Source organism: Oleisolibacter albus (assembly GCF_003336875.1).
Classification (GTDB): domain Bacteria; phylum Pseudomonadota; class Alphaproteobacteria; order Azospirillales; family Azospirillaceae; genus Niveispirillum; species Niveispirillum album.
Genome location: NZ_QGNJ01000012.1, coordinates 102,100 through 115,165 on the forward strand (window position 1 = coordinate 102,100; position 13,066 = coordinate 115,165).

General features: G+C 69.2%; 14 protein-coding genes. 7 read left to right on the forward strand and 7 right to left on the reverse strand.

The annotated features are described in order from the left end of the window. The first annotated feature begins 90 nt into the window (after nucleotides 1-90). From gloB to ychF, 4 genes are all read left to right on the forward strand, one after another. On the forward strand, nucleotides 91-864 hold the full coding sequence (gene gloB / locus DK368_RS16010; RefSeq protein WP_114394975.1) for a hydroxyacylglutathione hydrolase: 774 nt from the start codon (nucleotides 91-93) through the stop codon (nucleotides 862-864). A gap of 33 nt (nucleotides 865-897) precedes the next feature. After that, entirely contained in the window at nucleotides 898-1,509 is a 612-nt protein-coding gene (locus DK368_RS16015; RefSeq protein ID WP_114394976.1) for a glutathione S-transferase N-terminal domain-containing protein, read from the forward strand. A gap of 20 nt (nucleotides 1,510-1,529) precedes the next feature. Next, nucleotides 1,530-1,979, forward strand: a complete 450-nt coding sequence (locus DK368_RS16020; RefSeq protein ID WP_114394977.1) for a cupin domain-containing protein — start codon at nucleotides 1,530-1,532, stop codon at nucleotides 1,977-1,979. Between the two features lie 156 nt (nucleotides 1,980-2,135). Continuing rightward, nucleotides 2,136-3,233 carry a redox-regulated ATPase YchF gene (ychF, locus tag DK368_RS16025; protein ID WP_114394978.1) on the forward strand — a complete coding sequence of 366 codons (1,098 nt, stop codon included), beginning with the start codon at nucleotides 2,136-2,138 and terminating at the stop codon, nucleotides 3,231-3,233. 319 nt (nucleotides 3,234-3,552) lie between these two features. Here the strand turns inward: ychF and gpmA are convergent, their stop codons facing one another. After that, nucleotides 3,553-4,245 (reverse strand): 2,3-diphosphoglycerate-dependent phosphoglycerate mutase, encoded by a 693-nt coding sequence (gene gpmA / locus DK368_RS16030; RefSeq protein ID WP_114394979.1) that lies wholly within the window; start codon nucleotides 4,243-4,245, stop codon nucleotides 3,553-3,555. Nucleotides 4,246-4,427: 182 nt separating this feature from the next. Here gpmA and DK368_RS16035 point away from each other — a divergent pair, with 182 nt between their 5' ends. Then, complete coding sequence (locus DK368_RS16035) at nucleotides 4,428-6,305, forward strand: AI-2E family transporter (RefSeq protein WP_162306059.1); 1,878 nt, start codon at nucleotides 4,428-4,430, stop codon at nucleotides 6,303-6,305. A gap of 79 nt (nucleotides 6,306-6,384) precedes the next feature. Continuing rightward, a complete protein-coding gene (locus DK368_RS16040; protein WP_114394981.1) occupies nucleotides 6,385-6,678 on the forward strand; it encodes a hypothetical protein in 294 nt (97 codons plus the stop codon). A gap of 66 nt (nucleotides 6,679-6,744) precedes the next feature. On the opposite strand, the gene DK368_RS16045 is transcribed toward DK368_RS16040, so the two are convergent. The 3 genes from DK368_RS16045 to DK368_RS16055 all read right to left on the reverse strand — a co-directional run bounded on the left by DK368_RS16045 (nucleotide 6,745) and on the right by DK368_RS16055 (nucleotide 9,643). Beyond that, nucleotides 6,745-8,805, reverse strand: coding sequence for a TonB-dependent receptor (locus DK368_RS16045; protein ID WP_114394982.1), 2,061 nt, complete (start codon nucleotides 8,803-8,805; stop codon nucleotides 6,745-6,747). A gap of 175 nt (nucleotides 8,806-8,980) precedes the next feature. Next, nucleotides 8,981-9,244 (reverse strand): hypothetical protein, encoded by a 264-nt coding sequence (locus tag DK368_RS16050; RefSeq protein ID WP_114394983.1) that lies wholly within the window; start codon nucleotides 9,242-9,244, stop codon nucleotides 8,981-8,983. Nucleotides 9,245-9,307: 63 nt separating this feature from the next. After that, on the reverse strand, nucleotides 9,308-9,643 hold the full coding sequence (locus tag DK368_RS16055; protein ID WP_114394984.1) for an Mpo1-like protein: 336 nt from the start codon (nucleotides 9,641-9,643) through the stop codon (nucleotides 9,308-9,310). A 138-nt stretch (nucleotides 9,644-9,781) separates the two neighbouring features. Between DK368_RS16055 and DK368_RS16060 the strand changes: the two genes are divergently transcribed. Beyond that, nucleotides 9,782-10,810 carry an aspartate-semialdehyde dehydrogenase gene (locus tag DK368_RS16060; RefSeq protein WP_114394985.1) on the forward strand — a complete coding sequence of 343 codons (1,029 nt, stop codon included), beginning with the start codon at nucleotides 9,782-9,784 and terminating at the stop codon, nucleotides 10,808-10,810. Between the two features lie 320 nt (nucleotides 10,811-11,130). Here the strand turns inward: DK368_RS16060 and DK368_RS16065 are convergent, their stop codons facing one another. Genes DK368_RS16065 through pdxY form a run of 3 tightly spaced genes read right to left on the reverse strand, consistent with a single transcriptional unit; the run spans nucleotide 11,131 to nucleotide 13,000 of the window. After that, nucleotides 11,131-11,643, reverse strand: coding sequence for a thioredoxin family protein (locus DK368_RS16065; RefSeq protein WP_114394986.1), 513 nt, complete (start codon nucleotides 11,641-11,643; stop codon nucleotides 11,131-11,133). 28 nt (nucleotides 11,644-11,671) lie between these two features. After that, the gene (locus tag DK368_RS16070) at nucleotides 11,672-12,088 is read right to left on the reverse strand and encodes a hypothetical protein (protein WP_114394987.1); all 417 of its coding nucleotides are present in this window, start codon (nucleotides 12,086-12,088) and stop codon (nucleotides 11,672-11,674) included. A gap of 51 nt (nucleotides 12,089-12,139) precedes the next feature. Continuing rightward, nucleotides 12,140-13,000, reverse strand: a complete 861-nt coding sequence (pdxY, locus tag DK368_RS16075) for a pyridoxal kinase PdxY (RefSeq protein WP_114394988.1) — start codon at nucleotides 12,998-13,000, stop codon at nucleotides 12,140-12,142. Nucleotides 13,001-13,066 lie beyond the last annotated feature (66 nt).

Here is a 13,066-nt window from a genome sequence, read left to right on the forward strand (position 1 = left end):
GGATACGGGCGGTCGGCACAGGGCAGACGTGGCGGCGATGCAGGCCGGGGAGGCTTGGCGTCGCCGCCGGCTTGCACTACGCTCAACCCCATGACCCGGCTCGACATCCGCATCGTCCCGGCCCTGGCCGACAATTACGTCTACCTGTTGCGCGACACGGCGACGGGGGCGGTGGGCGTTGTCGATCCCGGCGAGGCCGAGCCGGTGCAGGCCGAGCTGGACCGGCAGGGCTGGCGCCTCAGCCACATCTTCAACACCCACCACCACGCCGACCACATCGCCGGCAACGAGGATCTGCGGCGGCCCACACGGGCGCCGGTGATCGGGCCGGAGGCCGACCGCTATCGCATCCCCGACCTGACCCAGGGCGTCGGCGACGGCGACCGGCTGCTGTTCGGACGGCATCCCGTGCAGGTGCTGGCCGTGCCCGGCCACACCAGCGGCCATATCGCCTTCTGGTTCCCGGACGATGACGTCCTGTTCAGTGGCGACACCCTGTTCTCGCTGGGCTGCGGCCGGCTGTTCGAGGGCACGCCGGCACAGATGTGGGCCAGCCTGCTGGCCCTGCGCGCCCTGCCGGACGCCACGCTGGTCCATTGCGGCCATGAGTACACCGCATCCAACGCCCGTTTCGCCCTCAGCATCGACCCGGACAACGCCGCCCTGCGGGAGCGCGCGGCCGAGGTCGAGCGGCTGCGCAGCACAGGCCGCCCCACGGTGCCCACGCGCCTGGGCCAGGAGAAGACCACCAACCCCTTCCTTCGCGCCGACGACCCCGCTCTGGCCGAACGCCTGGGCCTGGCCGGCGCCGACCCGGTGAGCGTGTTCGCCGAGATCCGCCGACGCAAGGATGTGTTCCGCTAACCCCTCCCCTCTCCCCGTGCCGGATTCCGCGCCATGAAGCTGCGCTACAGCCAGACCAGCCCCTATGTCCGCAAAGTCATGATGGTGGCCCATGAGACCGGCCTTGCCGGCCGCATCGAGCTGGTGCCCACCGATGTCTGGGCCCCGGACAGCCCCATCGTCCGCGACAATCCCCTGTCGAAGATCCCGACCCTGGTGACCGACGACGGGCTGGTGCTGTTCGACAGCCCGGTCATCGCCGAATATCTGGACAGTCTGCAGGCGGGCCGCCGCCTGTTCCCGGCCGAAGGGCCGGCCCGCTGGATGGCCCTGCGCCAGCAGGCCCTGGGCGACGGCATCTGCGACGCCTGCGTGCTGCGCCGGCTGGAGAGCCTCCGCCCCGAATCCCTCCGCTCCGCCGACTGGGACCGTCGTCAGGCCATGGCCGTGGCCCGCGCCCTGGACAAGCTGGAGGAGGAGGTGGCGACGCTGCCGCCCCCCGACGCCCCCACCATCGGCAGTCTGGCCATCCTGGCGGCCCTGGCCTATCTGGACTTCCGCTTCAGCGCCGAGAGCTGGCGCCGCGGCCGTTCCGCCCTGGCCCACTGGTTCGAGCAGGCATCGGCGCGGGAGAGCTTCCGCCTGACCCTGCCGCCGACGGAATAACCCACCTGGAACGCCCCCCAATGGATCAGCTCACCCCCGACCGCATCATCGCGCTGCTGGGCATGAAGCCGCACCCGGAGGGCGGGCATTATGTGGAGACCTACCGCCACGTTCCGCCCGATGGCGGGCGTGGCGCCTCCACCGCCATCTATTTCCTGCTGCAGGCCGGGGAATATTCCCACTGGCACCGGGTGCGCGATGCCGACGAGGTCTGGCATTGGCATGCCGGCGCCCCGCTGGTGCTGACCGTCAGCCCCAACGGCCATGACGCCAGCGCCCACCATCTGGGCCCGGACCTTGCCGCCGGGCAGCGCCCGCAGCTGGTGGTGCCGGCCGGCCACTGGCAGACCGCCGTCAGCCTGGGCCGCTGGACGCTGGTGGGCTGCACCGTCAGCCCGGCCTTCGAGTTCGCAAGCTTCGAGATGGCCCCGCCGGACTGGCGCCCGACACCGCGGGCGCCGTCCCGCTGAGCCGCCGGGACGGCGGGACTGTGCACAGTCCCGCCGGCGGGGTCCCGTCCGCGCGGCGCGCCCTCCCACCTGCCCCGCGTGCCGGATGGTTGCCAAGCGGGGCCGGATCGCCCATAACCTGCGGCACTCCACGATCCAGCAGCGAAGTACCGACCCATGGGTTTCAATTGCGGCATCGTCGGCCTGCCCAATGTTGGCAAGTCGACCCTGTTCAACGCCCTGACCAGCACGGCGGCGGCGGAAGCGGCCAATTATCCCTTCTGCACCATCGAGCCCAATGTGGGCCGGGTGGGCGTGCCGGACCCGCGGCTGGACAAGCTGGCGGCCATCGCCAAGTCGCAGAAGACCATCCCGACCCAGCTGGAGTTCGTGGACATCGCCGGTCTGGTGCGCGGCGCCAGCAAGGGTGAAGGGCTGGGCAACCAGTTCCTGGCCAATATCCGCGAGGTGGACGCCATCGTCCATGTGCTGCGCTGCTTCGAGGATGGCGACATCACCCATGTGGAGGGCTCCATCGGTCCGGTGCGCGACGCCGAGACGGTGGAAACCGAACTGATGCTGTCCGACCTGGACAGCCTGGAGAAGCGGGTGGTCCCGCTGCAGAAGAAGGCCAAGAACGGCGACAAGGACGCCAAGGCCCAGGTCGAGCTGATGGAGAAGGTGCTGGCCGTGCTGCGCGACGGCAAGCCCGCCCGCACCGCCCAGGTGGACAAGGAGGAGCTGGAGCTGTTCAAGCAGATGCAGCTGCTGACCGGCAAGCCGGTGCTCTATGTCTGCAATGTGGAAGAGGCTAGCGCCGGCACCGGCAACAGCTTCTCCAAGGCCGTGGCCGAGATGGCGGAGAAGCAGGGCGCGGCCGCGGTGGTCATCTCCGCCGCCATCGAGGCCGAGCTGAGCCAGCTCAGCCCCGAGGACAAGCTGGATTATCTGCAGTCGCTGGGGCTGGAGGAGCCGGGCCTGAACCGCCTGATCCGCGCCGGCTACGGCCTGCTGAACCTGCTGACCTTCTTCACCGTCGGCCCGAAGGAAGCCCGCGCCTGGACCGTGCGCCGCGGCGCCAAGGCGCCCGAGGCGGCCGGTGTCATCCACACCGATTTCGAGCGCGGCTTCATCAAGGCCGAAACCGTCTCCTACGATGATTATGTGGCACTGGGCGGCGAGCAGGGCGCCAAGGACGCCGGCAAGATGCGCATGGAAGGCAAGGAGTATGTCGTCCAGGATGGCGACATCTTCCATTTCCGCTTCAACGTCTGATCCTGGTCCGGCCCGGACATGATCCGGGCCGCCAGGGCGTGACGGGGCCAGTATGACAGGGCCAGTATGACAGGGCCGGCGTGACGAAGGGGGCGGGCGACCGTCCCCTTTTTGCCGCCCGCCTCCGGGACGCGGCACGGGACAGCGGATTCCGGAAACAGAAGACGGTCTCCGGACGAAAAGGGGGAGCGGTGCTCCGCTCCCCCTGATCCGGCCGTCCTGGTCTGTTGCCCTGCAACCTGACGGGCAGGCGCCCCGCCGGAGCACCGGATGGCGGTGCTGGCGACGACAGCCCGGTCCCGCTCGGCGGGAGCCGATATCAGTCCAGAAAATAGCGGTCGGTCGCCTTCAGATCCTTGTCCAGCTCATAGACGATGGGCTTGCCGGTGGGGATCTCGAACTTCACGATCTCGTCGTCGCCCATCTGCGACAGGTACTTCACCAGACCGCGCAGCGAGTTGCCGTGAGCCGCCACCAGCACGCGCTGGCCTGCGCGGATCTGCGGGGCGATGCTCTCGGTCCAGTAGGGCACCACGCGGGCCACGCAGTCCTTGAGGCTTTCGGTGCGCGGCAGCTGCTCCTTCGACAGGGCGGCATAGCGGCGGTCGGCGTCGGGCAGACGCTCATCGCCCTCGGGCAGGACCGGCGGCGCGATGTCGTAGCTGCGGCGCCAGATCAGCACCTGCTCCTTGCCGTGCTTCTCCGCGGTCTGGGTCTTGTTCAGCCCCTGCAGCCCGCCATAGTGGCGCTCGTTCAGGCGCCAGCTCTTGAACTGGGGCAGCCACAGCCGGTCCATGGCTTCCAGCGCCAGATTGCAGGTCTTGATGGCCCGCTTCAGCACCGAGGTGTGGCAGACATCGAAGTCGAAGCCGGCCGCCTTCAGCTTCTCGCCGGCCTTCCTGGCCTCTTCCACGCCCAGCGGCGAGAGGTCCACATCGGTCCAGCCCGTGAACAGATCTTCCTGGTTCCACACGCTCTGCCCGTGGCGGATCAGGACAAGCTTGGTCGTCATCGCCGGGTTCCCCTTGGCTGCAGATTCAATCGTCTCGCTCCTATCACAGCCCCGACCGCAACCCAAGCCCCAGACCGTGCAAAGACCCGCGCCACAGCGACGCGCTCGGGGTAGATCCGGAAGGAACCGGCAGCCTTCGGCACCGTTGCCTGTTCATGGATGGCCCCCGCTCCGCAGGCAGCATGACCGACAGCGCCAGCTCCCCGCCGCCCCCGATCCCCTTGGATCCCGCGCGGTCCAGGCCACCCGATGCACAGACGGCCGTCATCGTCGGCGCCGCCGCGGTGCTGGTGCTGTATTTCGGCCGCAGCCTGCTGGTGCCGCTGGCCGTGGCCATCCTGCTGACCTTCGTGCTGGTGCCGCTGGTGCGCCGGCTGCGGCGGCTGCGCCTGGGACGGGTTCCGTCGGTCCTGCTGTCGGTGCTGGTGGCCCTGGGGGTGCTGACGGGGGTGTTCAGCGTTGTCGGCATGCAGCTGGTGGACCTGGCCAACAACCTGCCGAAATACGAAAACAATCTGGTGGCCAAGATCCGGGCGCTGCGTCCGGAGCCGGCCCAGGGCGGGTTGGTGGAGCGCACCAGCCGCGTGATCGAACATCTGGGCCGGGAGATCCGGGGCGCCACCGAGGCCGCCGAAGGGGCCGCCGGGCAGGCGGCGGAAGCGGTGCGGGAACCGGCCCCCCTGCGGGTTCAGGTGGAGCCGCCGCCGGCCACGCCGCTGGCCGTGCTGCAGGAGGTCGGCGGCCCGCTGCTGCATCCGCTGGCCAGCGCCGGCATGGTGCTGATCTTCACCGTGTTCATGCTGCTGCAGCAGGAGGATCTGCGCGACCGGCTGATCCGGCTGACCGGGGTCCAGGACCTGAAGCGGACCACCCAGGCGCTGGACGAGGCGGCCCAGCGCGTCACCCGCTATCTGCTGATGCACCTGACGCTGAACCTGCTCTATGGCATCCCGGTCGGCATTGGCCTCTGGCTGCTGGGGGTGCCGAACGGTCCCTTATGGGGCCTGCTGGCCACGGTGCTGCGCTTCATCCCGTTTCTGGGGCCGGTCATCGCCGCCTGCTTCCCCGTGGCCCTGGCCGTGGCCGTGGACCCGGGCTGGACCCTGCCGCTGATGACCATCGGCCTGGTGGTCGCCATCGAACTGTTCAGCAACAACGTGCTGGAACCCTGGCTGTACGGCACCAGCACCGGCATCTCGTCCCTGGCCGTGGTGCTGGCTGCCATCTTCTGGACCTCGCTCTGGGGGCCGGTGGGGCTGCTGCTGGCGACACCGCTGACCGTGTGCCTGGTGGTGCTGGGCCGGCATGTACCGCAGTTGGGCTTCCTGGAGGTGGCGTTGGGCAACCGCCCCGCCCTGCCACCGCCCGCCCGCATCTATCAGCGGCTGCTGGCGCGTGATCCGACCGAGGCGGCCGAGATCGCCGACGATCATTCCAGCACGGCCGAGCCGCCCGCTGCCGTCTATGACCGGCTGTTGCTGGGCGCCCTGCGCCTGGCCGAGCAGGACCGGCTGCGCAACGCCCTGGACGAGGAGACGCTGCAGACGCTGCTGACCGGCATGGGGGACGTGACCGGCTACTTCGCCGAGGATACCCAGACGGTGCCCCCACCTCCCTCCGGCGGGCGCATCCTCTGCGTGGCCGGCCGCTCACGCCTGGACGAGGCGGCTGCGCTGCTGCTGGCGGACCTGCTGCAACGTCAGGGCCGGCGGGCCGAGGTGGTCCCGTGCGAGTCGGTCAACAGCCGCCACATCGTCACGCTGGACCGGGGCGGCGTGGAGCTGGTGGTGCTGACCTATCTCAGCACCGGCAGCGGCCGGCACGCCCAGCGCCTGCTCCGGCGCCTGCGCCGGCGGGTCGGCCCGGAGGTGCCGATCCTGCTGGGCCTGTGGGATGGGGCAAGCCTGCCATCGCTGCCGCCGCCCGACGGACCCGAACAGCGGGTGACGAGCCTGCCGGACGCCCTTGCCGCCGTGGCGCGGTTGCGGCCGCTCGCCACTGACAGGCAGGAAGACGTCCAAAGGGGCGACCAGCCCGACAGGGCCGCACCGGCTGCCTGACCGGTCCGGCGGCAACCAAAGGCGGCTGCCGGGCGTTTCCCGTCTGGGACCTATGACGGGTCACTGGAAGGAGAGACAGATGAAACTGCATGGATCGATCGCCCTGCTGGCCCTGCTGCTGCCCCTGGCCGCCTGCGGCAGCTCCGGCGAGCAGCGGGCCGCCTCCGGCGGCTTGGGCGGGGCCGCGGCCGGCGCCCTGGTGGCCGGCCCGGTCGGTGCCGTGGTCGGCGCCGCCGCAGGCGGCGGAGGCGGCGCCGCCATGGATGAAGGCGTCGACAAGAAGGTGGAGGACGCCACCAGGGACGACAAGCCGGCCACCGCCGGGCCGGCCGATGACCGGCCGGCCGGGGACACCCGCACCGGCCAGCACTAGGACGGCGAAGGGGGAGGCCGGACCTCCGGCCTCCCCCTGGCAAAGGACCCGATCAACGGCGCCGGATCAGAAGCCGACCTTCAGCAGCAGGCGGATGTCGCGGCCGGGCTGCGGCACCTCGTCCTTCAGGAACGAGGTGGCGAGCCGCACCTCCTCATCGGTCAGGTTGCGGCCTTCCAGCATCAGGCTGACATCGCGGTCGGCGAACGGATGCCAGTCGATGGAGGCATTGAGCACGGTGGCGCCCTTGGTCTCGGTCTCCAAGGGGGCGTTGCGGTCCTGGCGGCCGGTGCGCACCACCTCGACCCGGGTGGCCAGCTGGGTCATCTCGTAGCCGATGCCGCCCCGCAGGCTCAGCGGCGGCATGCGCGGCAGCGGCTGGTCGCGCTCCGTGTCGGTGGCGCGGACATAATCCAGGCCGGCATCCACCGTCACCGCCTTGTCGCCCTGACGCCACAGCGCCGTGCTGGCCTCCAGCTCGAAGCCCCAGAAGCGGGCGTCGGTGGCGGTGAACTGGGCCACGGGCAGCCCGTCCTCCTCGGCCCCGGTCAGGCGCTCGAAGACGAAGTCGTCATAATGGGTATAGAACAGGTTGACCGACCCGTCGACCGGCCCGCCGGTCTTCTTCAGGGTCACCTCGCCGCCCAGTGCCGTTTCCTTGCCCAGGCTGGCATCGCCCCGCTCATAGGTGCGGGTGGCGTCGTGCGGACCGTCGGACAGCAGCTCCTCGGCGTTGGGCGCCCGCTCGGTGCGGGACAGGCTGACACCGGCCAGCCAGCCGCCCGGCAGGGTGTAGGACACGCCGGTGGACAGGCTGATCATGGTGAAGTCGCGGTCGAAATCCACGGCGTCGGCCTTGACCGTCTGCCGCTCGACACGGCCGCCGGCCTCCAGCGCCCAGGGGCCGAGATCCAGACGCTGCACCGTGAACAGGCCGAGCTGGAGCGTATCGCTCTTCGGCAGGAACGACTCCTCGCCGATGGCCTGGAAGTCGCGGTGGGTGGCCTGCACGCCGACGGCACCGGACAGGTCGCCCTGCCGCTTCTGCACCATCTCCAGCCGGCCTTCCCAGCCCTTGTTGAGGAAGCGGGTGCCCACCTCCTCCCCTTCCATCTCCTTGTGCTCGTAATCGGCCCAGCCGAAGCGCACACGGGCGGTCTCGAACAGGGCGGTGTCCATATTGATCTCGCCCATCAGGTCGACACGGGTCTGGCCCAGATCGATGCGGGTGCCTTCCTCGTCCGGGTCGCCGCCGGGAATGCCGTAATTGGTCTCGTCACGGGTGATGCTGGCACCCAGGAAGCCCCAGTCGCCGACGACGGAGGCACCGCCGGTGACGCCCTTCTGCTCCAGATCGCTGTTCTCGACCTTGCCGCGCGGCTCGTCGGCCAGGGGGTCGCTGGCGCGCAGGGCGGCGGAGCGGACGAAGCCGTCCACATGCATGTCGTCGGTCTTGCGCCAGTAGCCGTCCACATGCAGCACCACCGGGCTGGTGCCGACCGCCGCATCCAGCGAGGTGGCCCCCATGCGCTCATCGGCATTGCTGCCATAGCCCAGGCGGACCATGCCCGAGGCACCGTTGTCCGGCTTGGCCACGGGGATGCGCCCGTCCAGCACGTTGACGACGCCGCCGGTGGCGTTGCTGCCATAGAGCAGCGTGGCCGGGCCGCGCACCACTTCCACCCGCTTGGCCGTGGCCAGCTCGACAGCCGGGGCGTGATCGGGGCTGGTGGTGCTGGCGTCGATGGTGCCGATGCCGCCGACCAGGATGCGGATACGGTCACCGCCCAGGCCACGGATGATGGGGCGTGAGGCCCCCTGGCCGAAGCCGGTCTGCGACACGCCGGGCAACCGGTCCAGCGCCTCGCCGATATTGGCCGACAGCGCCTTGTCCAGCGCCTCGCCCGACAGGACCGAGGTGCCCTGCAGCACATCGAAGCGCCGCGGGCCCAACGGGGAGGCGGTCACCACCACCTCTTCGATGTCGCTGCCGCCATGATCCACCGCCGCCACCTGGGTTTGGGCCACGGCACTCTGGGCCGCCGCGCTCTGGGTCAGGGCCACACCCGCCGTGAACAGACCGCCCATCAGGCCCGCGAGTGCGGCCGTGCGCATCTTTCCTGCCATGTCAGATCCTCAGAATTCCGGCCTGCCCCTGGGGCACCGGCCCGCATATGTAACGTTATAACGTGCTTTCTAGGCGCACACAGAAGCGGCGGTCAACGGACTTTCGGCCCGGACGTCTGCCGATACGGCGGAGGTGTGTCTTTATGGACGCGGGGCACCGGCCCGGCAGCGCCCGTCAGCCGACGAACTTGCGGGCGTTGGCGACCATGGTGGAATACATGGTGCGGATGAAGTCCGTGGGCCGCAGGCGGCCGAAGGGGATATTCTCCGACGCGAAGGTGACCAGCGCGTCGGGCGGCGTCACCGGCACCACCTCGAAGCCGTGTTTGCGCAGCGCCTCGACCACGGACTTGGCCTGCTTGCCGTAATCCTCGTTGAAATAGCTCTTGTCGGCCGTCTTGATCGCCAGGGCGATGATTTCCACCAGGGACTGCGCCACCCACCTTCTCCGTTGCCGATTGCCGTCGCCGGTCCCGGCTGCCGGTTCCCGCCTGCGCCGTTCCTACGCCAGCACTCCGGCCCGGCGCAACTCCGGCCCCAGCCGTCCGGCCAGGAACAGGAACAGCATCCTGTAATCGGCCAGCAGCGACCAGAGCGGATAGGTGAAGGTGGCCGGCCGGTTATGCTCGATCAGGGCGTGGCTGAGCCAGGCGAAGAAATAGCCGGACAGCGGCATGCCCAGCAGGTACAGGGGATCGGCCCGGACAATGGCCGCCGCCAGGAAGCCCAGGGCGATGAGGCTGCCCACATAGTGGAAGCCGCGGGTGCGGCGGTCGCTGTGTTCCTTCAGGTAAAACGGCCAGAACTCGTCGAAGGTCCGGTAGATCCGTTCCGCCATTCTGCATTCCTCCCGTCTGTTCCACGCGCAGGTCGTTCCTTGCCAACGCGCCATGGCCCGCATAAGTCAGGACAGGAGCGTTCCCGTCCACCGGCCGGGGCGCTCCACCATGTGACCGTTATTCTGGGGGATCGAGAGATGGGCTACAAGGTCGCCGTCGTGGGCGCCACGGGCAATGTCGGCCGTGAGATGCTGCAGACCCTGGCCGAGCGGGAATTCCCGGTGTCCGAGGTGGTGGCGCTGGCCTCCGAGCGCTCCATCGGAACCGAGGTGTCCTTCGGCGAGGACGATGTGCTGAAGGTCCAGGATCTGTCCACCTTCGACTTCGCCGGCACCGACTTCGTGCTGTCCTCCCCCGGGGCCAAGGTCTCCGCCCAGTTCGCGCCGCGGGCGGCTGCGACCGGCGCCTGCGTCATCGACAACACCAGCCATTTCCGCATGGACCCGGACGTGCCGCTGGTGGTGCCGGAGGTGAACCCGGAGGCCCTGTCCGGCTGGCGCAAGAAGGGCATCATCGCCAATCCCAACTGCTCCACCATCCAGATGGTGGTGGCGCTGAAGCCGCTGCACGACGTGGCCCGCATCCGCCGCGTGGTCGTCTCCACCTACCAGTCCGTGTCCGGCGCCGGCAAGGAAGCCATGGACGAGCTGTTCACCCAGACCCGCGCCATCTATGTGAATGACACGGTCAAGAAGGAGAAGTTCACCAAGCAGATCGCCTTCAACGTCATCCCGCATATCGACGTGTTCATGGATGACGGCTCGACCAAGGAAGAGTGGAAGATGATGGTCGAGACCAAGAAGATCCTCGACCCGGCCATCAAGGTGGCGGCCACCTGCGTGCGCGTGCCGGTGTTCATCGGCCATGCCGAGGCCGTCACCGTGGAGTTCGAGTCACCGTTGAGCGCCGAGGACGCCCGCCGCATCCTGCGCGACGCTCCTGGCATCGGCGTGGTCGACCACCGCGCCGACGAGGGCTATGTCACCCCGGTCGAGGTGACCGGTGAGGACAAGGTGTTCGTCAGCCGCATCCGCGAGGACATCAGCGTGGAGAACGGGCTGTCCCTGTGGGTCGTGGCCGACAATCTGCGCAAGGGTGCCGCACTGAACGCGGTGCAGATCGCCGAGGCCATGATCCGCGACGGCCATATCGGCCCGGCGGACTGACGCCCGCAGAGATGCCCCGGGCCTCCGGGGCATCCCCGGCGCCGGACACGGCCTCGAAGAAACAAAACCGGGCGTGCCCCGCAGCCCGTGCGGGAACGCCCGGCGGCATCAGACCGGCGCGGCGGAGCTAGGTGGCGAACGCGTCCTCCGTCACGTCCCGGCTCGCCAAACCAACGACCATGGCCGCACAATTATGGCAGTCATGGCAGCCGGACCCATTTTCTGAACATCCTGTTCCCACAGTATATGGGAACAGGAACCGGGCAAAGACAGAGTCAGGCGCTGTGGTACACAGCCGGGGCAGGATGGTCACGCAGCCGTCAAACCCCCTTCCCCTTCGGCGCCCAGGCCTCAAGGAAGGCCTTCACCTTGGCGCGGTCATGGCCCTTCTCGCCGCCGGCCGGCAGTTCCAGCTGGCTGGTGTCCTGGCTGTGCAGCAGGGCGCCATCGGCGTCCAGCACATAGAGATGGGGATAGCCCGCCGCCTTGGGGTACTGGCCCAGGAAGTCGGCGTTCTGGTTCACCTTCTTGTCGTAATGGACCTTCAGCAGCACGAAGTTGCGGTCGCGCAGCGCGGCAAGGTCGGCATCGCGGGCGAACATCGCGTCCAGCAGCTTGCACCAGATGCACCAGTCGCCGCCCACATCGATCAGGATGTTGCGGCCGCTGGCTTTGGCGTCGGCCATGGCCGCCTTGAGGTCGGCCGCGGGGTCGCGGGCCGGATCGAAGGCCTGGGAATAGGCGGCGGTCTGGGCGGCCCGGGCGGAGGGCGCCAGGGGTGCTGCCAGCATCAGGGCCGTGGCCGCGAGGCCGGCAAGGGCGGCGAAACGCATGGAGGCACAGGTCCTTTCGTGGTTGGGATCAGCTCTTCAGCGAGACGGTCAGGTCGCAGACGCCGCTGCCATAGCCCCGGTAGAAGAAGCGGATGATCATGCCCTGCCGGTCGCGCACGGTCATCACCTGACTCTGGCCCGGCGACAGCTCCATGCTCTTGCCGGTGGCGGCCAGGGTGGATTCGGTGATGCTGTACTCCAGCGAGCAGCGGCGGTTGCCCTCATTGAGGAAGGTGACCTCGCCGGGGCCGGAGATCTTGAACTCGAACGAGCGGCCCTTCTCGAAATCCACCCGCCCCTTGCAGGGATTGTCGGGGGACACGGAACAGCCGAATTCGGCGGTGGGCTGGGGCGGATCGGCCTGGGCCAGGGCGGAGGATGCCGGGATCAGCAGCGCGGCCGGCAGCAGCGTGGCGGCCAGAAGGGCGGGAACGGTCGAACGCATGGGGGGCTCTTTTCCAGGGGGCGGGGGCTTCACGGGTGGGATTCGCGGGGGTCAACGGACACGCACCGGCTCGAACCAGCGTGGCGGCACCACCAGCTGGTCCTGGGCACGGATCAGTTGCAATTCGCGCAGGCCGGACTGCCGGGTGGCATCGAATACGGCATAGATGGCCGACGCCGCATGCCCCAGCGCCCTGGCCGGTTCGGCGGTTTCCATCAGCTTGGCCAGGAACAGGGCGGCGGTACAGTCCCCCGCTCCGTTGGGCATGGGCGACAGGTCCAGCCGTGGCGTCGTCACCAGGAATGCCCCCTCCGGCCCGACCAACAGCATTTCGATGCTGTCCGCCGGTGCGTCGGCGCGGGTCAGGCTGGTGACCAGGACCCAGCGCGGCCCCAGGGCACGCGCCGCGTCCGCCGCCTCCAGCGCCGAGGCGAGGTCGCCCACCTGCCGGCCGGTCAGATATTCCAGCTCGAACTGGTTGGGCGTGATGATGTCGGCGGCGGGTACGGCCCGCTGGCGGAAGAAGTCGGGGATGCCGGGCCGGACGAAGAATCCCCGGCCCACATCGCCCATCACCGGGTCGCAGCAATAGAGCGCCTCGGGCCGGCCGGCCTTGACGCGGGCCACGGCATCCAGCACCACCGCCCCCAGGGCCGCATCCCCCATATAGCCGGTCAGCACGGCATCGGCCGTGGTCAGCGCTCCCCGCGCCTCAATGCCGGCGATGATCTCGGCGATATGCTCGGGCGGAAAGACGGTGCCGGTCCAGACGCCATAGCCGGTGTGGTTGGAGAACTGGACGGTGTTGACGGCAATGGCCTCGATTCCCAGCCGTTCCAACGGGAAGACAGCGGCGCGGTTGCCGACATGCCCGAAGGCCACATGGGACTGGATGGTAAGGACGGACGGCATCGACGGTTCCCTGTACAGCGGCACCCCGCAGAGGCGACCAGACGCGCGACCGGCCGGAACACACCC

Coding starts and splice junctions, on each gene's coding strand:
- gloB (WP_114394975.1), top strand. CDS start 91: ATGACCCGGCTCGACATCCGCATCGTCCCGGCCCTGGCCGACAATTAC.
- DK368_RS16015 (WP_114394976.1), top strand. CDS start 898: ATGAAGCTGCGCTACAGCCAGACCAGCCCCTATGTCCGCAAAGTCATG.
- DK368_RS16020 (WP_114394977.1), top strand. CDS start 1,530: ATGGATCAGCTCACCCCCGACCGCATCATCGCGCTGCTGGGCATGAAG.
- ychF (WP_114394978.1), top strand. CDS start 2,136: ATGGGTTTCAATTGCGGCATCGTCGGCCTGCCCAATGTTGGCAAGTCG.
- gpmA (WP_114394979.1), bottom strand. CDS start 4,245: ATGACGACCAAGCTTGTCCTGATCCGCCACGGGCAGAGCGTGTGGAAC.
- DK368_RS16035 (WP_162306059.1), top strand. CDS start 4,428: ATGACCGACAGCGCCAGCTCCCCGCCGCCCCCGATCCCCTTGGATCCC.
- DK368_RS16040 (WP_114394981.1), top strand. CDS start 6,385: ATGAAACTGCATGGATCGATCGCCCTGCTGGCCCTGCTGCTGCCCCTG.
- DK368_RS16045 (WP_114394982.1), bottom strand. CDS start 8,805: ATGGCAGGAAAGATGCGCACGGCCGCACTCGCGGGCCTGATGGGCGGT.
- DK368_RS16055 (WP_114394984.1), bottom strand. CDS start 9,643: ATGGCGGAACGGATCTACCGGACCTTCGACGAGTTCTGGCCGTTTTAC.
- DK368_RS16060 (WP_114394985.1), top strand. CDS start 9,782: ATGGGCTACAAGGTCGCCGTCGTGGGCGCCACGGGCAATGTCGGCCGT.
- DK368_RS16065 (WP_114394986.1), bottom strand. CDS start 11,643: ATGCGTTTCGCCGCCCTTGCCGGCCTCGCGGCCACGGCCCTGATGCTG.
- DK368_RS16070 (WP_114394987.1), bottom strand. CDS start 12,088: ATGCGTTCGACCGTTCCCGCCCTTCTGGCCGCCACGCTGCTGCCGGCC.
- pdxY (WP_114394988.1), bottom strand. CDS start 13,000: ATGCCGTCCGTCCTTACCATCCAGTCCCATGTGGCCTTCGGGCATGTC.